Below are 22,464 nucleotides of genomic sequence, written 5' to 3' on the forward strand. Positions count from 1 at the left end.
CGAGCAGCTAAGGGAATTTCATGGCGAAGCCAGCAGTGATCGTGGTGGGCGCGGACAAAGGCGGGGTCGGCAAGACCACGGTGTCGCGGACCGTTCTGGATTATTTCAGCGCCAACAATGTCGCGACCCGGGCCTTCGACACGGAATCGCCGCGCGGCACGCTGAAGCGCTTCCACCCGGACATCACCGAGATCGTCGACATGACGACCACCTCGGACCAGATGAAGATCTTCGATACGCTGAACACGGTGGCGCCGTCGGTCACCGTCATCGACGTCCGCGCAGGCCTGCTCTCGCCTGCCCTCGCCTCGCTGCGGGACATCGGCTTCCTGGATGCCGCCAAGTCCGGCCAGATCACCTTTGCTGTCTTCCATATACTCGGCCCGTCGATCGCGTCGCTGGACGAAATCGCCGAGACCGCCGGCTTCATGGATGGCGCGAAGTATTTCCTGGTGAAGAATTTCATCAACAATACCAGCTTCTTCGAATGGGACCAGGCGACCTACAACTCCTATTTCCACAAGATCAAGGGCGCCACCGAGATCGTCATCCCGAAGCTCAACGAGATGGCCTATGAGCAGGTGGAAGTCTCCCATGTGCCGTTCCTGAAATTCGTCGCCAACAAGGGCCCGAATGACGAGGCGGCGAACTATTCGTTCGTGCTGCGCGGCTATGTGCGGCATTGGCTGGCCAATGTCTGGAGCGAATTCGACCGCATCAAGCTGACGGATATCGTGCACGACAAGCCCAGCGCACGCACGCCGGGCGAGCAGTAAGATCGATTAAACTCCGCCCTCTCGACACCTCTCCCCTCCGGGGAGAGGTCGGCGCGTAGCGCCGGGTGAGGGGGCAAACTCAGGCAGCGGTGCAAGCCCCCTCACCCGCGCGCAAGGGCGCGCGACCTCTCCCCGGCGGGGAGAGGTGAAGAGCGAGCTTCACTCGTATTCCCAGCTATACTGCCCCCATGTCGCGTACGCCCGTCTACATCATCTGCTCAACACGCCCCCAGGTCGGCAAGACCCTTGTGGCGCGCCTGTTGACGGAATTCCTCAAGCTGCAGCGCGGCGATGTGGTCGCCTTCGATGTCAGCCTGAAGGAACCGTCGCTGCTCGACTTCCTGCCGCGGCTGACCGAGACCGCCGATATCGACGACACATTCGGCAAGATGGCGCTGATGGACCGGCTGATCGTTCACGACGAGACGGCGAAGGTGATCGATCTCGGCTATCACGCCTTCGATGAATTCTTCCGCATGACCGCCGAGATCGGCTTTGCCAAAGAAGCTGCGCGCCGTGGCGTGGCACCGATCGTGCTGTTCATGGGCGACAGCGACCGCGCCTCGCTGCGCGCCTATGAGACGCTGCAGCAGCAATATCCGCAACGCTCACTCTATGTGATCGACAACGAGCAGGTGCTGCGCGGGGAGATCCCGCCCGCGCTCGCTCAAGGCAAGATGCTGCATGTCCCAGCGCTGCCGCCGTTTTTGAAAACCTATATCGATCGGCTGAACTTCTCGTTCACCGGCTATCTGAGGTCGGAGCACGATTCATCCACCGAGCTGCATCAGTGGATTCGCCGGAACTACTTTGCGTTCCGGGAGATCGAATTGGGGCTGCTGCTGATGTGAGCCGGGCCGCCTCACGCTCCGTTGTCATTGCCCGCGAAGGCGGGCAATGCAGTACACGGCGGAGCCAGTGTAGATCTCGAATGTGGCTGTCTACTGGGTCACCCGGTCAAGCCGGGTGACGACAGGCAGAGTCAGTGCCCCTCGAACGTCATCAGCGTGCGCACCGGCACGTCCATCGCGCGCAGTTTTGCGGCCCCGCCGAGATCCGGCAGGTCGATGATGAAGCAGGCCGCAACCACATCCGCACCGATCTGGCGCATCAGCTTCACGGCGCCTTCGGCCGTGCCGCCCGTGGCGATGAGGTCGTCCACCAGGATCACGCGCTCGCCGGGCTTGATGGCGTCGGCATGCACTTCCATCTCGTCGATGCCGTATTCCAGCGAATAGGCAATGCGCACAGTCGTATGCGGCAGCTTGCCCTTCTTGCGGATTGGCACGAAGCCAGCCGAGACCTGATGGGCGACGGCGCCGCCGATGATGAAGCCGCGGGCTTCCATGCCCGCGACCTTGTCGATCTTCGAGCCTGCCCAGGGATGCACCAGTTCGTCCACGGCGCGGCGGAACGAGCGGGCATCGCCCAGCAGCGTGGTAATGTCGCGAAACAGGATCCCCGGCTTCGGATAATCCGGAATGGTGCGGACGGAAGCCTTGAGGTCGTGAGCGAGGTCAGGGGTCATCAGGATCTCTGTTTCGGTCGAATGCGGGCGGCGGCGAAGGTATCGAAGCAATCCGGATGCCACAAGCAAGGCCGGATTGCTCCACCGTGGGCCCTCGCCCGCGGTTCACTCCGCCTTTTGGCCCAGCCGGAACGCATTTTCAACAATGCGCAGGCCGACCTCCCCGCCCAGCGACATCAGCGATTCCGGATGGAACTGGACGCCTCCCACCGGCAGCGTCGTGTGCTCGATGGCCATGGCGACGCCATCCTCGGTGGTGGCCGTCACCGTGAGCGCTTCGGGCATGTCGCCCATTTCGACGAACAGCGAGTGGTAGCGGCCGATGGTGACCTCGTTGGGCAGGCCCTGCATCAGCTGCCCACCCTTGACCTGCACCCGCGACGGACGGCCATGGGCCGGCTGCGTGAGCTGGCCTAGCCGGCCACCAAAATATTCGCCGATGGCCTGCACACCCAAACAGACGCCGAACACCGGAAGATTTTTGGCAAGCGCGGTATCGATGGTTTTCGAGATGCCGAAATCGGCGGGGCGGCCGGGACCGGGCGACAGCACCAGCAGATCGAACGTGTCGCGGTTCAGCACCGTCTGCGCATGGACGTGCCTGATCACACTGACATCGGCGCCAACCTGGCGGAAATAATCCGCCAGCATATGGACGAAGCTATCCTCGTGATCGATCAGCAGCACCTTCTTGCCCGAGCCGCGCGCATCCGGGGCGAAGGCGGAGAGCTTCTTCGGCGGATCGCCGCGCAACGCCTGGAAAAGTGCAGCCGCCTTGGTCTGGCATTCCTTCTCTTCCGCCACCGGATCGGAATCGAACAGCAACGTCGCGCCGACGCGGACTTCGGCGAGGCCATCCTTCATGCGGATGGTGCGGATGGTGATGCCGGTATTGATGGTGCCGTCGAAGCCGACCACGCCAATGGCGCCGGCATACCAGCGCCGTGACGAGCGCTCATTGTCCTCGACGAACTGCATCGCCCACAGCTTTGGCGCGCCGGTGACGGTGACGGCCCAGGCATGGGTGAGAAACGCATCGAGCGCATCGAAGCCGGGGCGCAGCATGCCTTCGACATGATCGACGGTGTGGAAGAGTTTTGAGTAAGTCTCGATCTGCCGACGTGCGAGCACCTTGATGGTGCCGGGCACGCAGACGCGCGCCTTGTCGTTGCGATCGACATCGGTGCACATGTTGAGCTCGAATTCGTCCTTCTCCGAATTCAGCAGCTGACGGATCTGCTCGGCATCGCCGATGGCGTCAGAACCGCGGGCAATGGTGCCGGAGATCGGACAGGTCTCGACCCGGCGCCCATCGGAGCGCACGAACATCTCCGGCGAGGCGGAAACGAGGAATTCGCCATCACCGAGATTCATCAGCGCGCCGTAAGGCGATGGATTGATGATGCAGAGGCGCTGGAACACTTCAGCCGGCGAGCGATCGCAGGGCTCGGCAAAGAGCTGACCCGGCACGGCCTCAAACAGATCGCCGCGCGCGAAGGCAGCGCGGGCTTTTTCGACCGTCTCTTGATATTGACCGGGCGCGTGATCGGCAAAGCCTTCGCGCGGCGACTTGTTGTAGCCGCTCTCCGGCGTCTCGCGCGGCAGGCCGTCGGTGGAGCGTTCCTTGAAGGCGAAATCGTAAGTGAGCGTGACGCCACGGCCGGTGGCGCGGTCATAGGCCAGCAGGCGATCGGGGATATAGAGCACGATATCGCGCTGGTCGGCTTCGCGGTCGCGTTTCTGCTTGAGATCCTCGACCTGGAACACGAGATCATAGGCGAAGGCGCCAAACAGGCCGAGCATGGGATCGGCGGAGGAGAACAGTTGCGCGACGAGATCGCGGATCAGCGACATCACGCTGGCGCGGCGGGTGCGCTGGTCTTCCTCCACCGGCGCCTCGCCGCGCACTATGTGGCCCTTGAGCTTGGCCATGGTGCGGGCATCGAGCACGACGCAAGGGTCGCTCAGCGTCTCGGCGATGAAGGCGATCAGCACCTGTCCGCGCTTGTTCAGCGCCGTGATGGTGAAGTCGGTGCCGGTGGTCTCCAGCAGCAACGGCGGATCGGAGAAGCCGAGGTCGAAACTCTCATAGCGGCCGGGCACCGTGGTCCCGGAGGACAGCACCACGCCGCGGTGATGATCGAGCCGGGTGATGAGATCGTCGAGCGCCGTGCCGCCGGTGAACATCTCGGCATGGCGCGTGACGGTCAGGCCGCCGGCGGTCTTGTAGGAGCTGTCGGCGGGAAGGGAAAAAATCGTCCTGTTCATTGTGTCCTCTTACGGAAACGAAGCCGGAGGGCGCCACACAGGACAAACGAGGCTAAGACAGAACCGAAAGCCGTCGCGTACTGCGATGGCGGCCTTCGACGATTGGGAAAAGAGCAAATCGCACCAGCCACCTCTTCAGGAGGTGCGCCACCAACGACGGGAGTTGCGGACAGGGGTGCTCATGGCGGCTACTCAGCCACGGGAAACCGGCGGCGTCAAGATGGGGGCGCAGGCAATTGATCCCTGACAAATACCGTCAGCTTGAGCGGGCCGACATTCTCCTCGATCGGCTGCCAGCCCAGCTGCAAATAATAGTCCCGACGTGGCGGGGCAGCGCAGAGATAAACTTTATCGTGACTGCGGGCGAACGCCTCGGCGCAGGCGCACGCGATCAGGACCGGCGCAACGCCCTGCCCGCGCGCATCCGGTTCGGTCCAGACGGCGGCCACCCAGGGTGTATATTGCGGGCGTTCGTCGAGATCGGAGACCAGCAGGGAGGCCGTGCCGAGAAAAGCCGATCCATGATGGGCCACCAGCGCGATCGGCAGACCATCGCCCTTCATGTTCTCGCGCAGGCGCTCGACGATATACGCCTCCGGCACACCATGACGCTTCCACCATGCCTGCCAGATCCGATCCGCGACGGTGTCGAAGAATTCCGGGACGTGACGCAGGTCGGAGATGGTGAGGTCGGGCGACATGCACCCGACCTACTGTGTTGTTCACACCGCAGCAAGTGCGGCCGGCAATCAACCCAGATGCTTCTTGAAGAACGCCGTTGCACGGCTCCAGGCGAGCTTCGCGGCTTCGAGATCATGCACTTCGGCGCGCTGTTCGTTGACGAAGGCGTGGTCGGCGTCATAGCGGAAGAATTCCGCGCTCTTGCCAGCGGCCTTCAGACCCTTCTCGAAATTATCGACGACTTCCGGCGTGCACCAGTCGTCGCGGTTGGCGAAGTGGCCCTGCAGCGGCACCTGCACATCGGCGGGCGCAGCTGCCTGCTCCGGCGGGATGCCGTAGAACGCCACGGCCGCGCTGAGTTCGGGAATCTTTGTGGCGCCGATCACGGTCACCGCGCCGCCGAGGCAGAAGCCGGTGAGACCAACCTTGGCGCCGTCCTTCGACAGATACTGCACGGCACCCCGCACGGTCTGCGTGGTGGCATCCATGAAATCGAGCGAGTTCATCTCTTTGCCCGCGGCATCCGCGTCGTGATAGGGCACGACAACGCCGTCATAGAGATCCGGCGCCAGCACATCAAAACCTTCTTGGGCGAGACGATCGGCGAGACCCTTGATCTGGTCCGACAGACCCCACCATTCCTGGATCATGACCACGCCCGGCGCGTTGCTGGCCGCGGCCTTGGCGAGATAGCCCTTGGCGTCCTTGCCGTCGGGGCGCTTGAAAGTGATGGATGAGCCCATGATGTCCTCCGGGGAGTGTGTGGTGTGATCGGTTGAACGCATTTTGGCGTCGAGATGATGACAACGCAAATACACGCCATGCGTGGCAGCCTGGAATGCCGTTAAACGCCACATGGAACAAGGGCAACAAAAAAGCCCCCGCAGGGGCTTTTCGGTTCAGGTCGATACCGTCGCTCAATGCGCGTCGGCCCAGACCTTCTTCTTGGTGAAATACATCAGGAACGCGAAGATGATCAGGAAGATCATGACCTGCAGGCCGAGCTTCTTGCGCGCTTCGAGATGCGGCTCGGCCGTCCACATCAGGAAGGTGGAGACGTCCTTGGCGTAGTTCTCGACCTTCTGCGGGGTGCCGTCGTCATAGGTCACCTGATCGTCGGAGATCGGCTTCGGCATCTTGATGGCGTGACCGGGGAAGTACTTGTTGTAGTAGGCTCCCTGCGGCAGCTGGAAATCCTTCGGCGCGTCCTCGTAGCCCTGCAGCAGGGCGTCGATATAGTTCGGGCCCTTTTCCTGGAACTGGGTGAAGAAGTCGAAGATGAACTGCGGGAAGCCGCGATCGTAGTTGCGGGCCTTGGCCATCAGCGACAGATCCGGCGGATAGGCGCCGCCATTGGCCGCGCGGGCCGCGTTCTCGTTGGGGAACGGCGCCGGGAATTTGTCGGCAAGACGACCCGGACGGTCGAACATGTCGCCGGCGTCATTCGGGCCATCCTTGACCTGGATATCCGATGCCACAGCCGACGCCTGCGCCGCCGAGAAACCGGGGCCACCGGCATCCGCGAGGTTGCGGAAGTGGAGCAGGTTCATCGAATGGCAGGTGGCACAGACTTCCTTGTAGACCTTGTAGCCGCGCTGCAGGGCACCGCGGTCAAACTTGCCGAAAGGGCCGGCGAAACTCCACGACAGCGACGGCGGCGTCGGGCCGCCTTCCGCGGCCCTGGCGTTCTGGGCACCGCCCATCACGAGGCCACCGGCCAGCAACATCACGGCAATCGCCGATGCAGCCTTCTTGCCGTATTTCGCCAGCACGTCGTCGGCGATCGAGTTCGGCACCGCGCGCGGCGTCTCGATGCGGCTGAGGACCGGCAGCACGATCAGGAAGTAGGCGAAGTAGCAGGCGGTCAGGATGCGACCGGCCGTGATGTAGATGCCTTCCGCAGGCTTGCCGCCGAGCCAGCCGAGCAGGATGCACACCACCACGAAGATCCAGAAGAACTGCTTGGCGAGCGGGCGATACTTCGACGAGCGTGTCTTGGCGCTATCCAGCCATGGCAGGAAGGCCAGCACGATGATCGCCGAGAACATGGCGATGACGCCGCCGAGCTTGGACGGGATCGAGCGCAGGATCGCGTAGAACGGCAGGTAGTACCATTCCGGCACGATGTGGGCGGGGGTCACGCCGGGATTGGCCGGGATGTAGTTGTCGGGATCGCCGAGATAGTTCGGGATGTAGAACACGAACCAGGCATAGAAAATCATGAAGCAGACGATGCCGAAACCATCCTTGATGGTGGCGTAGGGCGTGAACGGCACCACGTCCTTCTCGGTCTTCACCTCGACGCCGGCCGGATTGTTCTGGCCCACCACATGCAGCGCCCAGACGTGCAGGACCACGACGCCCGCGATCACGAAGGGCAGCAGATAGTGCAGCGAGAAGAAACGGTTCAGGGTCGGGTTGCCAACGGCGTAACCGCCCCACAGCAGGGTCACGATGTGCTCGCCGACATAGGGAATGGCCGAGAACAGGTTGGTGATGACGGTGGCGCCCCAGAAGCTCATCTGGCCCCAGGGCAGCACATAGCCCATGAAGCCGGTGGCCATCATCAGCAGGTAGATGATCACGCCGAGGATCCAGAGCACTTCGCGCGGCGCCTTGTAGGAGCCGTAATAGAGGCCGCGGAGCATGTGGATGTAGACGGCGATGAAGAACATCGATGCGCCGTTGGAATGCAGATAGCGCAGCAGCCAGCCGTAATTCACGTCGCGGACGATGCTCTCGACCGAGTTGAAGGCGAGATCCACATGCGGGGTATAGTGCATCGCCAGGATCACGCCGGTGACGATCTGCACGCCGAGCATGAAGGAGAGGATACCGCCGAACGTCCACCAGTAATTCAGGTTACGCGGCGTGGGGTAAGCGATGAAGGACGAGTGGATCAGACCGATCAGCGGCAGGCGCTTTTCGAACCACTGCAGGGCGGGATGGGAAGGCTGGAAACTGGATGGTCCGCTCATGATGCGATCCTGAAGAAGAAAACGACACTATCGGCGCAAGGTCTCGAGGCGAGCCGGGAGGCTCAGCCAATCTTGATCTTGCTGTCGGAGACGAAGGCGTAAGGCGGAATCGGCAGATTGGCGGGAGCCGGTCCCTGACGAATACGCCCGGACGTGTCGTAGACCGAGCCATGGCAGGGGCAGAAGAAGCCGTCATAGGCACCTTCATGGGCGATCGGGATGCAGCCGAGATGGGTGCAGATGCCGATCACGACCAGCCACTGGTCATGGCCTTCCTTGACGCGGGCCTGGTCGGTCTGCGGATCAGGCAGGCTCGTGACCGGAACGGCACGGGCGTCCTCGATCTGCTTCTTGGTGCGATGGCTGATGAAAATCGGCTTGCCGCGCCAGAACACCTTGATGTCCTGTCCCTCGGCGATCGGGGTGAGATCGACCTCGATCGGCGCACCTGCCGCGATGGTCGAAGCATCTGGATTCATTTGAGAAATCAGCGGCCAGACGGCGGCTGCGGCACCAACGGCAGCCACCGCCCCGGTGGCTACGTACAGGAAATCACGGCGCGTATGCTGCGCCGAAGACGTTGTCGTCACGATCCCAACCCTTTCTTATCTGCTCCCCGTCTTTGCCCGTCCGGCAACGCATGCGCGTTGACCTAGAGCAATGACCGGTGCCCGCGGTTCCTCCCCACGGCGGCGTGGTCACTTGTCCTTGCCTCGCAGCAAAAACACGCAATCCAGAATCGTTCTATTGCATCCCTACCGCGGCATCGCAAGCCTACGAACGGGGTAACAGGATGCGATGCACGCAAGATTCAACCGCGTTCCGTAATGCGGAGAATTTGGCAGCCGCACGCGGCATCAACGGCCGATTCGCAGGGCGCGATCCCCGCTTCCGGCCATTTCGTGCAACGAGCTCCAGCCACAACCATGTCGCGCAAAAGGGCTCCAAGTCCTGGAGGCTAGTGCGCCGTCTCGGCAACACCCTGGAATGGAAACCCGAACCTGAAACTATTCTAACGGCCAAAGCCTGTACTCGGACGACGCCTTCGATAGAGCCGGATGACACCAAAATCATACCGGCAGAAGCCGACTCCAGCTCCGGGGGCAACTTGGCCATGACGACTGCACGCAGCGCGCGACCTCTCGCGCATTTCCGAACCATCCGCACGCTCTGCCTTTGCGCCGTTAGCGGCCTCGCTTTGTCGGTTACCGACGTCGCGGAAGCGCAATCGACGCTCCCGGCGGTGACGGTGGAGTCGCCGCAACAGCGTACGCGGCCAGCCGCATCCCGTCCGTCACGGCGGGCTTCTACAAGCCGTGCTGCACGCGCCAATCGCGCCGCACGGGCTCCGCAGGCCGCGCCCGTCGCTGCCACCACCGCCAATCCGAATGTCGGCGAGCGTGCCGGCGGCCCGGTGAACGGCTTTGTCGCCACCCGCAGCGGCACCGGCACCAAGACCGACACCCCGCTGATCGAGACGCCGCAATCGATCTCCATCGTGACGCGCGATCAGGTCACCAATCAGGGTGCAGGTTCCATCGGCGAAGCACTGCGCTACACGGCCGGCGTCAGCGGCGACGTCAATGGCGGCTCCGACACCCGCTTCGGCGGGTTGCAGATCCGTGGCTTCGACATGACCATGCCTGGCCTTTATCTCGACGGCCTGCGGCTGCCGAGCAGCCAGTATGTGCACTTCCTCGGCCTCGAGCCCTATGGCGCCGAGCGACTCGAAGTCCTCAAGGGCCCCTCCTCCGCCATGTATGGCGGCAGCGGCACCGGCGGCCTGCTCAACTATGTGAGCAAACTGCCGACGGCACGCCAGTTTGGCGAAGTCTCGATCTCCGGCGGCAGCTTCAACCGCTATCAGGGTGAATTCGACTTCGGCGGTCCCGCCAACAAGGAAGGCACCGTGCTATATCGCCTCACCGGTGTGATCCGCGACAGCGACACCCAGGTGGACTTCTCCAAGAACAACCGCGTCTTCATCGCTCCGGCGGTAACGTTCAAACCGAACGAAGACACCAGCATCACCTTCCTGTCGAACTATCAGAAGGACAAGGCAGGCTGGGGCCTGCAGTTCTTCCCGCCGTCAGGCACCGTGTGGTCTAACAACGGGCGCACCATTCCGGTGAACCGGTTCGGCGGCGAGCCTGGCATGAACCAGTTCGATACCGAACAGGCGTCGGTCGGCTATCTGTTCTCGCACAACATCAATGATGCGCTCACCTTCAAGCAGAACCTGCGCTATTCTTACATGTACAATCAGCAGGCCAGCTTCTACGGCACCGGCTATGCGACACCTGCCGATGAAGCAGCGGGCCTGATGGGACGCGGCGGCAGCGCCGGCGATTCCACAATCAACTCCTTTGCTGTCGATAACCAGCTGCAGGGCAAGTTCAACACCGGCATCCTCGCCCACACGGTGCTGTTCGGCGTCGACTATCGCAACACCACGTTCCGCGACCGCGCCAACGGCTACACCACCGGCAAGATCGATATCTTCAATCCGGTCTATACCAATGCCTGGGTCAACAACGGACCGGAAGACAACACCGGCGTGAAACAGTCGCAGGTCGGCATCTATCTGCAGGACCAGATCAAGCTCGGCAATCTCTCGTTCCAGCTCGGCGGCCGGCAGGACTTCGTCACCACTGATGTGGATGCAACGCTGCGTGGCGCGAAAGCATCGACTGATGCTTCTGCCTTCACCGGCCGTGCCGCGGTCATGTATAATTTCGACAGCGGCATCGCGCCCTATTTCAGCTATTCGGAATCCTTCCTGCCGGTGCTCAATACCGACGGTCTCGGCAATCTGCTCAAGCCGGAGACCGGCAAACAGTACGAGGTCGGCGTCAAGTATCAGCCCGTCGGCATCAATGCGCTGATCACGCTGGCTGCGTTTGATCTCACCCGTGCCAATGTCGTCACATTCCCGCCCCCGACCTTCGATGCGGTGCAGACTGGCGAAATCAATTCGCGCGGCATTGAACTCGAAGGCACTGCCACGCTGACCGAAGGGTTCAATATTCGCGGCGCCTATTCGTATATCCACGCCAAGGTGACCAAGGACCCCGTGAATGTCGGCAATGCCCCGACCACGGTTCCTCTCAACCGCTTCTCGGTGTGGAGTGACTACACGTTCAAGGGCGGCCCGCTGGCCGGCATCCAGGTCGGTGGCGGCGTGCGTTATGTCGGCTCGACCTTTGGTGACGATGCCAACACCTTCAAGGTTCCTGCATCGACCGCCATCGATGCGATGGTCGCCTACAGCAAGGATAACTGGCGAGTGGCGCTTAACCTGACCAATCTGGCCGATACCCGCTATGTCGCCGCCTGCTATGGCTATACGAGCTGCTTCTATGCAGAAGGCCGTAAGGCCATCGCCAAGCTCACCTATCGCTGGTGACAGTTTAGAACCTTCCTAAATCGCGACATTCTGACACCGCCGGTCCCTCGACCGGCGGTGCTCGTTCTTGGTAATCAGATCCCGTCTAGATTGAGAGGGGCGGAACGCCATGAGATTGATTTTCGGGCGCCTGCATCGCTGGGCTGGCCTCTTAACAGCCGCCTTCCTGTTCTTCTCGGGCGTGACCGGCGCGATCATCTCGTGGGATCACGAACTGGATGATCTGCTGAACAGCAAGCTCAAGGACGTCACCACGCAGGGGCCGGCGAAATCGTCGATCGAATTGGCCAACCTGATCGAGCAACGCGATCCGCGTGCGCGCGTGATCCATATGAATATGACGCCGGAGAAGAACGAGTCGTTGTCCTTCTTCGTGCTGCCCCGCATCGATCCGGCGACGCAGAAACGCTACACCATCGACTACAATCAGGTGTTCCTCGATCCCAACACGGGTGAGGAACTCGGCAAGCGCTATTGGGGCGCGGTCTGGCCGATCACCCGCGAAAACTTCGTCTCGTTCCTCTACAAGCTGCATTACACGATGCACATTCCGGAATTCTGGGGCAGCGATCGCTGGGGCATGCGCATCCTCGGCATCATCGCCATCATCTGGACCATCGACTGCTTTGTCGGTTTCTATCTGACGCTGCCCTCGCGCAAGCGAGCCAAAGCCGGAGCTGATCCCTCTGTCGCGCGCGAGCTCGGCAAGGGTTTTTGGGCACGCTGGAAGCCAGCGTGGATGATCAAGACGACAGGCAGCACCTATCGCATCAATTTCGACATCCACCGTGCTTTCAGCCTGTGGACCTGGGGCCTGCTGTTCATCATCGCCTTCACGGCGTTCTCGCTGAATCTCTATTTCGAAGTGTTTTCACCGCTGATGAAGACGGTGTCGAACTACACGCCGACGCCCTATGAGCAGCGCGAATATCGCCATCTCGACAAGCCGATCGAGCCAAAGATGACCTGGGCGCAGATTTACGAGCGTGCACAGGCCGACGGCAAAGCACGCGGCTGGGACACGCCGGTGGGCTCGTTGTTCTACGGCCCCGCTCACGGCATCTTCCAGGTCGGTTTCTTCAATCCCGGCGACGATCACGGTGCTGCGGGCGTCGGACCGGCGCAACTTTACTATGACAGCGAAGATGGTCGCCCGCTCGGCGAGAAGCTGCCATGGGTCGGGACCGCCGCGGATATTTTCGTGCAGATGCAGTTCCCGCTACATTCGGGCCGCATCCTCGGATTGCCCGGTCGCATCCTGATCTCGCTGATGGGTCTCGTGGTCGCCGCGCTGTCGGTGACCGGCGTGGTGATCTGGTGGAAGAAGCGACGGGCCCGCGTCGGGCGTCGCGAAAAGGCGGCGACGATCGAGGGCCGTCCGCATCTTGCGCCTGCGGAGTAGCGCGACCGCTTGTCGCCGCGGCCGGAGGGCGGTAACGCATCACGATGCGCATCGCCCTCTACCAGCCCGATATCCCGCAAAACACAGGCACGATCCTGCGCCTGTGTGCCTGCCTTGATGTCGAGGCCCATATCATCGAGCCCGCGGGCTTTCCGATTTCGGATCGTCATTTCCGGCGTGCGGGGATGGATTATCTCGATCAGGTTTCGATCGTGCGGCACATCTCGTGGCGGCATTTTGACGAGTGGCGGCGCGAGGCCGGCTGCAAACTCGCGCTGTTCACGACGAAGGGCGCGGAGCCCTACCTCACGCACAGTTATACCGACGATGAAATTCTGCTGTTTGGCCGCGAAAGCGCCGGCGTGCCGGAAGATGTGGCTGCCGCCGCAGACAGCCGTGTCGTCATTCCCATGCGCGAGAGCCTGCGCTCGATCAATCTGGCGATGACGGTAGCGATGGCGCTTGGCGAAGCGCTGCGGCAGACGCGTGGATAGGAGGTAGGGCGGATGAGCGAAGCGTCATCCGCCGGCCGATTTCATGTGGCGAAGAACGGCGGATGATGCCCGGCTCATTCGGGAATGGCCGGGCATCGATCTGGCTGCTTACTCGGTGATGCCACCGGCCGCGGCGACGCGGCGGAGATGGAAATCGGCATCGCCGAACTGTTGCTCGATCATGGTCAGCCGCTTGAAGTAGTGGCCGATCTTGTACTCCATGGTGACGCCGACGCCGCCATGCAGCTGGACGCCGCCCTGACCGACCGCACGCGCGGAGCGGCCGATCTGCACCTTGGCAGCGGCGACCGTCTTGGCGCGTTCGTCGAGATCAGTGAAGCTCGACGCCATCGATGCGAGATAGGACATGCTGCGCGCAGTCTCCAGCGCGGTGAACATGTCGGCCGCGCGGTGCTGCAGCGCCTGGAACGAGCCGATGGCAACGCCGAACTGCTTGCGCTCCTTGATATATTCGACCGAGACCTTGAGGGCCTCTTCCATCGCACCGACCGCTTCGGCGCAGAGCGCGATGCGGGCATCGTCGACCACCTGATCGATGATCGACAGGCCGTTTTCGGCATCGCCGATCACGGCGTCAGCGCCGACTTCGACATTGGTCAGCTTGATGTCGGCAGCGCGGCTGCCGTCCTGGGTCTCGTAGCCGCGGACATCGACGCCCTTGGCATCGGCTGGGACGAGGAACACACCAACGCCCTTGGCATCGCGCTGGCCGCCGGCCGTGCGTGCGGTGACGATCAGCGTGTCAGCCGTGTCGCCATGGCCGACCACAAACTTCTCGCCGTTGAGCGTGTAGCCCGTACCGCTCTTCTTGGCGGAGGTCTTGATGTCGCCGAGGTCATAGCGGGAGTCGCGCTCGACCTGCGCAAAGGCCAGCGTCTTCGAGCCATCAATGATGCCAGGCAGATGCGCGGCGCGCTGTTCGGCCGACGCACGACGGAGGTAACCGCCGCCAAGCACCACGGTGTCGAGATAGGGCTCGACCACGAGATTGCGGCCGAGCGCTTCCATCACGATCATGGTCTCGATCGGACCGGCGCCAAAGCCGCCATCCTCTTCGCTGAACGGCAGGCCAAGCAGGCCCTGCTCGGCAAACTTGCCCCAGATCGCCTTGCTGTAACCGCCCTTTTCAGCGCGATACTTCTTGCGGTTCTCGAAGTCGTAGGACGCCTTCAGGAGGCCGTCCACGCTGTCTTTGAGAAGCCGTTGCTCCTCTGAAAGATCAAAATCCATTTTCTTTTCTCTCGGATCGCGCGCGACGCGCGTGGTGAATGTGTGAAGCTTGGCTCGCTAACCTCGCCCCGCTTGCGGGGAGGGGTCGGAGCCTGAGCGATAGCGAGGGCTTCGGGTGAGGGGGCTATCCGCGTGCTCCGAGCCCGCGGCGGCTCCCCTCACCCCGCCCCTCTCCCCGCAAGGGCGGGGAGAGGGAGAAGATCAAAGCCCCAGCACCGCTTTCGCGATGATGTTGCGCTGGATCTCGTTGGAGCCGCCATAGATCGACACCTTGCGGTAGTTGAAATAGGTCGGCGCGATCGGCGAAGCCCAGTCGCCCTCCTCGTTCTGCCCTTCGCCTTCCGGCGCGAATGGCAGCGCGAACGGGCCGGTCACTTCGAGCAGCAGCTCGGTGAGCGTCTGCTGGATTTCCGAGCCCTTGATCTTGAGGATCGACGAGGCCGGATCCGGCTTGCCCTTACCGTGCTTGCCCTCAGCCGCGACGACGCGCATCTGGGTCAGCTCGAGCGCCTTGAGCTCGATCTCGGTCGCCGCCAGCTTCTGGCGGAACTGCGGATCCTCGATCAGCGGCTTGTCGCCCGACATCACGCTGGAGGCCAACTCCTTGATGCGGCGGATGCGCTCCTTCGACATGCCGACGCGGGCGATGTTGACGCGCTCGTTACCGAGCAGGAATTTGGCGTAATCCCAGCCCTTGTTCTCCTCGCCGACGAGATTCTCGGCCGGCACCACGACTTCATCGAAGAACACTTCGTTGACTTCGACGCCGCCATCGATGGTCTGGATCGGACGGACGGTGATGCCCTTCGACTTCATGTCGATGAGGATGAAGGAGATGCCCGACTGCTTCTTCGCATCGGGGTCGGTGCGGCATAGGCAGAAGATCCAGTCGGCATGCTGGGCCAGCGTGGTCCAGGTCTTCTGGCCGTTGACGATCCAGGTGTCGCCCTTCTTCTTCGCCGTGGTCTTCAGCGAGGCCAGGTCCGACCCCGAGCCGGGCTCGGAGAAGCCCTGGCACCACCAGTCGTCCATATTCGCGATGCGCGGCAGGAAGTGCTTCTTCTGCTGCTCATTGCCGAAGGTGTAGATGACCGGGCCAACCATGTTGACGCCGAACGGCAGCGGCGGCGGCGCCGGGGTCTTCTGCAGTTCTTCGAGGAAGATGTACTGCTTGGCGGCGCTCCAGCCGGTGCCGCCATATTCCTTCGGCCAGTGCGGGACGGCCCAGCCCTTCTTGTTCAGCGTGCGCTGCCAGTTCACCAGGTCTTCCTTTGACGTGTGGTGACCTTCCTGCAGCTTCTTGCGCACGACCGGGTCGATACTTTCATGGAAGAACTTGCGCACTTCCTCGCGAAACGCGACTTCTTCCGGATTGAAACTCAGATCCATCGGATCCTCCTTGAGAGCAGTTGTTTACTGAACGATTTCGAGCAGGCCGGCAGAGCCCATGCCACCGCCGACGCACATGGTGACCACGGCATATTTCGCCCTGCGGCGACGGCCTTCGATCAAGGCGTGGCCGGCGAGACGGGCGCCCGACATGCCATAAGGATGGCCGACCGAGATGGCGCCGCCATTGACATTGAGTTTGGCCGGATCGATGCCCAGCTTGTCGCGGCAATAGATCACCTGCACGGCGAAGGCTTCATTGAGCTCCCAGAGATCGATGTCATCGACGGTGAGGCCATGGCGCTTAAGCAGGCGCGGCACGGCAAACACGGGACCGATGCCCATTTCATCCGGCTCGCAGCCGGCCGAGACGAAACCGCGGAAGATGCCGAGCGGCTTGAGGCCCTTCGAGGCGGCGAGCTTGTCGCTCATGATCACGGTAGCGCTGGCGCCGTCCGAGAGCTGCGAGGCATTGCCGGCGGTGATGGTGAAGCCCTCACCGCGCACGGCCTTGAGGCCGGCCAGACCTTCAGCGGTGGTCTCCGGACGCGGACCTTCGTCCTGCGACAGGGTGATGTCCCTCATGGTGACTTCGCCGGTCGCCTTGTCGGTCACGGCCATCTTGGTAGAGATCGGCGCCAGTTCGTCGTTGAACTTGCCGCCCTGCTGCGCCGCCGCGGTGCGACGCTGGCTTTCGAGGCCATATTCGTCCTGCTTGTCGCGCGAGATGCCGTAGCGCTTCGCCACCGTCTCGGCGGTGTCGAGCATCGGCATATACACGTCGGCCTTGATCTTCAGCAGTTCGGGATCGACCGTATGAAACTTGTTGGCGTGATCGTTCTGCACCAGCGAGATCGACTCGCCGCCGCCACCAACGGCGATCTCGACACCGTCGAAAATCACCGAGCGTGCGGCCAGCGCGATCGCCTGCAGGCCCGAGGCGCACTGGCGGTCGATGGTGGTGCCGCCGACCGTCACCGGCAGGCCGGCGCGCAGCAGCGCCTTGCGCGCAATATTGCCGCCCGTGGAGCCCTGCTGCAAGGCGGCGCCCATCACCACGTCCTCGACTTCCTTCGGATCGATGCCGGCGCGCTTGACGGCATGCTCGATGGCATGGCCGAGCAATGTCGCACCTTCGGTGGCATTCAATGCACCACGATAGGCCTTGCCGATGGGTGTGCGGGCGGTTGAAACGATGACGGCGTCGGTCATGAGTATCCTCCAGGTCTTTATTGTTGGCTGAGTGTGGGCGTGGCGATCAGGTCACGCAAGGCGTGACGCGAGAGTTTTCCGACTGTCGTGCGCGGCAAATCGGTCATGAATTCGACGGCGGCCGGCAATTCGTGCTTGCCGAGCTTGCCGGTAAGGAATGTACGCAGGTCGTCGGCGGAGAACGGCTCCGCACCCTTGCGGAGCGAGATGAAGGCTTTCGCGGCCTCGCCGCGATAATCGTCCTTCACGCCGATGACGATGACTTCCTGCACCGACGGATGGGTGTAGATCGCCTGCTCGATCATCTGCGGATAGACGTTGAAGCCGCCGGAGATGATCATGTCCTTCTTGCGATCGACCAGGTAGTAATAGCCGTCGTCGTCCATGTAGCCGATGTCACCGGTCAGGAAGCGATCGCCAACAAAGGCTTCCGCGGTTTCCTGCGGGCGATTCCAGTAGCCCTTGGTGACATTCGGGCCCTTGATGCGAATCTCACCGGTCTCTCCGACGCCCAACACCTGCAAGGGATCTTCCAGCGACACGACATCGAGTTCGATACCGGGCAATGCGAGGCCGATGGAGCCCGGCTTGTCGAGGCCCTCGGCCGAATGCGCCGTGCCTGGCGAACAGGTTTCGGTCATGCCCCAGCCGCTCTTCAGCTTGAGGCCGGTCTTGCGCTCGAATAGTCGCGCGACTTCTACCGGCAACGGTGCGCCGCCGGAACTGGCCACCGCCAGCGAGGAGAGATCGCGTGTCTCCAGCGACGGATCGGCGGCGATGGCGATCCACATGGTGGGGACGCCGGGGAATACGGTGGCTTTCTTCTTCTCGATATCGTCGAGCACAGCCGCGACATCGAAGCGCTGATGCAGCGAGATGGTATCGCCGACGCTGATGCGGCCAAGCAGGATGACGGTCAGCGCGTAGATGTGGAACAGCGGCAGCGTGCAGATGACGCGCTCGACGCGGTTGCGCTCGGCGCGGGACGGCGCCCCCCAGACATTGTAGATCGCCACAGCCGAGGTGAGATTACCGTGGCTCAGCATCGCGCCTTTCGGCAGACCGGTGGTGCCGCCGGTATATTGCAGCAGCGCGACGTCATCGGGGGAGATGTTTGGCCATTCTGCTGGCGCCGTCGCGTCCGCAGTGAAGTTACGGAAGGTGACGATCTTCGGACTGGCCGGCAGCGGAAGCTGCTGGGTCCCGATCGCGCCCCAGTCGTCGTCTTCGCAGACGATGAGCTTGTCGAGCAAGCCCTTGTAGAGAAACTTGAGCGCCATGGGTAGCAGCGCCGCGAGATTGCTGGTGACCAATACGCGCGCGCCGGAGTCGCTCAGCTTGTGAGACAGCGCGATCTCGCCGTCGAGCGGCGACAGATGCACGAGACGGGCGCCGGCCTTCAGCGCGCCGAAGAAATTGACGGGATGGTCCGGCGTATTGCCGAGAAACAGCGCGATGGTGGCGCCGCGGCCGAAGCCGGCGCGCATGAAGCTGGCGGCAGCGATATCGGCGCGCGCCTGCAGATCGGTGAATGAGATCGGCTTGCCGCGGAATTCGATGGACGTGCGGGTGTCATAGTTGCGTGCCGCATCGGCGAGCAGCCCCGGCAAGGTGCCGCGCGCGATCGGTGCGTCCCAGCGCACGCCTTTGGGGTAATATTTCTCGCCGGGGTAGGAAGAAGTCATGCGCGCTTGGTCCGCATGTTGAAGAAATGGAGCGGCGGCGGGTGCCTTCTCCCCGCTTGCGGGGAGAAGGTGGCGCGGACGAAGTCCGCGACGGATGAGGGGGACTCTCCGCAGGCTCGGAGCGTGTGGAGAGTCCCCCTCACCCGCCCTCCACATGCTCCGCATGTGAAGGACGACCTCTCCCCGCAAGCGGGGAGAGGTTAGAAGGCTACTTGCCCAGCGAAGCGAAGGTCTTGCCTTCATCCGCGAGCTTCTTCAGCAGCGGCGCCGGCTCGAGCGACGGATCGTTGGTCTGCTTGGCATAGAACGACAAGCGATCCGCAATTTCCTTCAGGCCGACGAGATCTGCGTAGAACATCGGGCCGCCGCGATAGATCGGCCAGCCATAGCCGTAGAGCCAGATCACGTCGATGTCGCTCGGACGCGAGGCGATCTTCTCTTCGAGGATGCGGGCGCCCTCATTGATCATCGGATAGACCATGCGCTCCAGGATCTCCTGGTCGCCGATGGCACGGCGGGTGAGACCGAGGCGTTTGCAGGTCTCGTCGATCAGTTTCTCCACTTCCGGATCCGGAATCGGCGCGCGCGAACCGGCTTCATACTTGTAGTAGCCCTTGCCGGTCTTCTGGCCGAAACGGCCGGCTTCGCACAGCGCGTCGGCGATTTCCGACTTGATGCCGCGGTCCTGGCGCGAGCGCCAGCCGATATCGAGGCCGGCGAGATCGCCCATGGCGAACGGGCCCATCGGCAGACCGAACTTGGTGACGACGGCATCGACCTGCTGCGGCAGCGCGCCTTCGAACAGCAGCTTTTCCGACTGCTTGGAGCGGGCTGCGAGCATGCGGTTGCCGACAAAGCCGTCGCAGACGCCGACCACGGCCGGCACCTTGGCAATCTTGCGGGCAATGGCGACGGCGGTGAGCAACGCATCCGGTGCGGTCTTCTCGGCACGCACGATTTCGCACAGCTTCATCACATTGGCGGGCGAGAAGAAGTGCATGCCCAGCACGTCCTGCGGACGCTTGGTGACGGCGGCGATGTCGTTGATGTTCAGATAGGAGGTGTTGGAAGCCAGCACCGCGCCCGGCTTGGCGTGGGCGTCGATGGCGGTGAACACTTCTTTCTTGATGGCCATGGTCTCGAACACGGCCTCGATGATGAGGTCCGCGCCCTTGACGTTATCGAGGCCGACCTTGCCGTCAATCAGTGCCATGCGCTTGGCCGGTGCATCGGCCGGGATGCCGCCGCGCGCCGCGGTGTTCTCCCAGTTCTTCTGCATGATGCCGAGGCCGCGCTTGAGCTGCTCCTCGCCGGTTTCGATCAAGGTGACCGGGATGCCGGCATTGGCGAAGGACATGGCGATACCGCCGCCCATGGTGCCGGCGCCAATGATGGCGACACGCTCGACCGGACGCGGCTTGACGCCTTCCGGCACCCCCGCGACCTTGGCCGCTTCACGCTCGGCGAAGAAAGCATAACGCTGCGCCTTGGACTGGTCGTCGGCGACCAGCTTCAGGAACATCTCGCGTTCCTTCTTCAGCGCTTCATCGAATGGCGTGTCGAGGGTCCAGCTCACGGCTTCGGCGCAAGCGAGCGGCGCATTCATGCCGCGGTTCTTCTTGTTGGCGGCGGCAGCAGCATTGGTGAAGATCGAGCGATCGGCCTTGGCGGCGGCCAGCTTCGAATCGTCGTTCTTGAGCACGCGCAGCGGGCGCTTCTCGGCGACGACCTTCTTGGCGAACGCGATGGCGCCTTCCTTCGGGCCCTCAACGATCTCTTCGATCAAGCCATTCTTGAGTGCTTCCGCAGCACCGATCGGATTACCGGTGACGATCATCTGCACGGCGAGTTCGGGACCGACCGCGCGCGGCAGGCGCTGGGTGCCGCCGGCGCCCGGCAGCAGGCCGAGCTTCACTTCGGGCAGGCCGAGCTTGGCTTCCTTCACGGCGACACGGAAGTGACAGCCGAGCGTGAGCTCGAGGCCACCACCGAGCGCGGTACCGTGAATGGCAGCGATGACAGGCTTAGAGGAATTCTCGATCTCGGCGATGACTTCGTTGAGGCCGGGCGACTGTGGCGGCTTGCCGAATTCGGTGATGTCGGCGCCGGCGACGAAGGTGCGGCCTTCGCAGGCAATCACGATGGCCTTCACAGCGCTGTCTGCGTTCGCAGCTTTCACGTTCTCGAAGATGCCGCGGCGAACCGCCGCGCTGAGGGCATTCACCGGCGGCGAATTGACCATCACGACGGCCACTTCATCATGACGTTCAAGCTTCACGACATCGCTCACGGCATTCTCCTTGGGTCGAAATCAGGGCTGATTTTTGTTGTTTCGCAGTGCGAAATTTAATTCCACATCTTGACAGGCAGGGTTATTTTGAAGAGCGTCCGTTGTCAACGAGGGCACCCCACAGAAAAACCAATCTGGGCGTAAACTCTCGCGAAAACAAATAGACGTCATCGAACAAGATGACGTGAGACACATCATCGGGGAAGCGTGAAGCGTTCAGGAAAACCAGCGGCGACCGATCGCAATTTCGTCGTCGCCTTGGCACGTGGCCTCGATGTGCTGCGCGCGTTCCGCCCCAATGACGGGATGCTCGGCAACCAGGAAATCGCGGCGCGCACCAATCTTCCAAAGCCGACGATCTCACGTCTCACCTATACTTTGACAAAGCTTGGCTATCTTACGCCCGTTCCACGCTTCGAGAAGTACCAGCTCGCGCCAGCAGCCATGGCCCTGGGGTATGCCGCACTTGCGAACCTCGGCGTGCGCTCGCTCTCCGAGCCGTTTCGCGACGAACTGATGCGGCAAACCGGCGGCGCTTGCGCCGTGGGCGCGCGCGATCGCCTCAGCATGATCTATTTCGGGCAGAGCAAGTCGAGCCTCACCGTCGGTGTTCAACTCGATGTCGGCTCACGTATTCCCATCGCAACGACAGCCATGGGGCGTGCTTATTTCTGGGCATTGCCTGCGGAAGACCGTGCCCAATTATTGCGCGAGTTCCGCGAACACTACGGAAGCCGCTGGGCGAAGATGCGCGATGGCCTCGAACAGGCCGGCGAGATGGTCGCCAAATATGGATTCGTGATTTCCGCCGGTGAATGGCAGGACGACGTTCATGCCGCTGGCGTCGCGCTCACTTTGAACGATGGCACAGGTCCTTACGCCTTCAATTGCGGCGCGCCTGCATTTCGCTTCACGGAAGAACGACTACGCGACGATATTGGACCTCGCTTACTCGCGATGGTAAGGAATATCGAAGCGGCGCTCGGGGGACTTGCAGCGCCGCACACAAAAAAAACAGAACCAAAGAAAAATAAATCAGGAGGGAAAGTTGCTCGTATTGTTGAAGGGCTCGGATAGCCTTCGCGACCGCGAAGGATGCCGTAC

At 62.4% G+C, this 22,464-nt stretch carries 17 protein-coding genes; 6 read left to right on the plus strand and 11 right to left on the minus strand.

Going from position 1 to position 22,464, the window contains the following annotated elements; all coding sequences use genetic code 11:
- Nucleotides 1–20 precede the first annotated feature (20 nt).
- Entirely contained in the window at nt 21–776 is a 756-nt protein-coding gene (locus AC1RQ5_RS25535; protein WP_398483793.1) for a P-loop NTPase family protein, read from the plus strand.
- A 188-nt stretch (nt 777–964) separates the two neighbouring features.
- A complete protein-coding gene (locus tag AC1RQ5_RS25540; RefSeq protein ID WP_493202709.1) occupies nt 965–1,627 on the plus strand; it encodes a hypothetical protein in 663 nt (220 codons plus the stop codon).
- Nucleotides 1,628–1,758: 131 nt separating this feature from the next.
- Here AC1RQ5_RS25540 and AC1RQ5_RS25545 read toward each other — a convergent pair whose 3' ends face one another.
- The 6 genes from AC1RQ5_RS25545 to petA all read right to left on the minus strand — a co-directional run bounded on the left by AC1RQ5_RS25545 (nt 1,759) and on the right by petA (nt 8,821).
- Nucleotides 1,759–2,304, minus strand: coding sequence for an adenine phosphoribosyltransferase (locus AC1RQ5_RS25545; RefSeq protein WP_398483704.1), 546 nt, complete (start codon nt 2,302–2,304; stop codon nt 1,759–1,761).
- A gap of 105 nt (nt 2,305–2,409) precedes the next feature.
- On the minus strand, nt 2,410–4,572 hold the full coding sequence (locus AC1RQ5_RS25550; protein WP_493202711.1) for an anthranilate synthase component I: 2,163 nt from the start codon (nt 4,570–4,572) through the stop codon (nt 2,410–2,412).
- Nucleotides 4,573–4,787: 215 nt separating this feature from the next.
- Nucleotides 4,788–5,273, minus strand: a complete 486-nt coding sequence (locus AC1RQ5_RS25555) for a GNAT family N-acetyltransferase (RefSeq protein WP_493202713.1) — start codon at nt 5,271–5,273, stop codon at nt 4,788–4,790.
- A 48-nt stretch (nt 5,274–5,321) separates the two neighbouring features.
- Entirely contained in the window at nt 5,322–5,996 is a 675-nt protein-coding gene (locus AC1RQ5_RS25560; protein WP_493202714.1) for a dienelactone hydrolase family protein, read from the minus strand.
- A 174-nt stretch (nt 5,997–6,170) separates the two neighbouring features.
- A complete protein-coding gene (locus AC1RQ5_RS25565) occupies nt 6,171–8,231 on the minus strand; it encodes a cytochrome c1 (RefSeq protein ID WP_493202716.1) in 2,061 nt (686 codons plus the stop codon).
- A gap of 62 nt (nt 8,232–8,293) precedes the next feature.
- Nucleotides 8,294–8,821: a ubiquinol-cytochrome c reductase iron-sulfur subunit gene (gene petA / locus AC1RQ5_RS25570; RefSeq protein WP_398483694.1), complete on the minus strand. Its 528-nt coding sequence runs from the start codon at nt 8,819–8,821 to the stop codon at nt 8,294–8,296.
- 524 nt (nt 8,822–9,345) lie between these two features.
- Here petA and AC1RQ5_RS25575 point away from each other — a divergent pair.
- The 3 genes from AC1RQ5_RS25575 to AC1RQ5_RS25585 all read left to right on the plus strand — a co-directional run bounded on the left by AC1RQ5_RS25575 (nt 9,346) and on the right by AC1RQ5_RS25585 (nt 13,533).
- On the plus strand, nt 9,346–11,637 hold the full coding sequence (locus AC1RQ5_RS25575) for a TonB-dependent siderophore receptor (protein WP_493202718.1): 2,292 nt from the start codon (nt 9,346–9,348) through the stop codon (nt 11,635–11,637).
- A gap of 109 nt (nt 11,638–11,746) precedes the next feature.
- Entirely contained in the window at nt 11,747–13,039 is a 1,293-nt protein-coding gene (gene fsrB / locus AC1RQ5_RS25580; protein ID WP_398483690.1) for a siderophore utilization protein FsrB, read from the plus strand.
- A 44-nt stretch (nt 13,040–13,083) separates the two neighbouring features.
- The gene (locus AC1RQ5_RS25585; protein WP_493202720.1) at nt 13,084–13,533 is read left to right on the plus strand and encodes a tRNA (cytidine(34)-2'-O)-methyltransferase; all 450 of its coding nucleotides are present in this window, start codon (nt 13,084–13,086) and stop codon (nt 13,531–13,533) included.
- A gap of 108 nt (nt 13,534–13,641) precedes the next feature.
- Here the strand turns inward: AC1RQ5_RS25585 and pimD are convergent, their stop codons facing one another.
- The 5 genes from pimD to AC1RQ5_RS25610 form a co-directional block, all read right to left on the minus strand.
- Nucleotides 13,642–14,784 carry a pimeloyl-CoA dehydrogenase small subunit gene (gene pimD / locus AC1RQ5_RS25590; protein ID WP_493202722.1) on the minus strand — a complete coding sequence of 381 codons (1,143 nt, stop codon included), beginning with the start codon at nt 14,782–14,784 and terminating at the stop codon, nt 13,642–13,644.
- Nucleotides 14,785–14,985: 201 nt separating this feature from the next.
- Nucleotides 14,986–16,173, minus strand: a complete 1,188-nt coding sequence (pimC, locus tag AC1RQ5_RS25595; protein WP_493202723.1) for a pimeloyl-CoA dehydrogenase large subunit — start codon at nt 16,171–16,173, stop codon at nt 14,986–14,988.
- 24 nt (nt 16,174–16,197) lie between these two features.
- The gene (locus AC1RQ5_RS25600; protein ID WP_493202725.1) at nt 16,198–17,385 is read right to left on the minus strand and encodes an acetyl-CoA C-acyltransferase; all 1,188 of its coding nucleotides are present in this window, start codon (nt 17,383–17,385) and stop codon (nt 16,198–16,200) included.
- A 17-nt stretch (nt 17,386–17,402) separates the two neighbouring features.
- Nucleotides 17,403–19,070 (minus strand): dicarboxylate--CoA ligase PimA, encoded by a 1,668-nt coding sequence (gene pimA, locus AC1RQ5_RS25605; RefSeq protein WP_493202727.1) that lies wholly within the window; start codon nt 19,068–19,070, stop codon nt 17,403–17,405.
- Between the two features lie 208 nt (nt 19,071–19,278).
- Entirely contained in the window at nt 19,279–21,360 is a 2,082-nt protein-coding gene (locus AC1RQ5_RS25610) for a 3-hydroxyacyl-CoA dehydrogenase NAD-binding domain-containing protein (protein ID WP_493202728.1), read from the minus strand.
- Between the two features lie 207 nt (nt 21,361–21,567).
- Between AC1RQ5_RS25610 and AC1RQ5_RS25615 the strand changes: the two genes are divergently transcribed.
- Nucleotides 21,568–22,437 (plus strand): IclR family transcriptional regulator, encoded by an 870-nt coding sequence (locus AC1RQ5_RS25615; RefSeq protein WP_493202730.1) that lies wholly within the window; start codon nt 21,568–21,570, stop codon nt 22,435–22,437.
- The last annotated feature ends 27 nt before the right edge of the window (nt 22,438–22,464 follow it).

The sequence above is a fragment of the Tardiphaga sp. GW821-FHT12E02 genome (assembly GCF_058807155.1).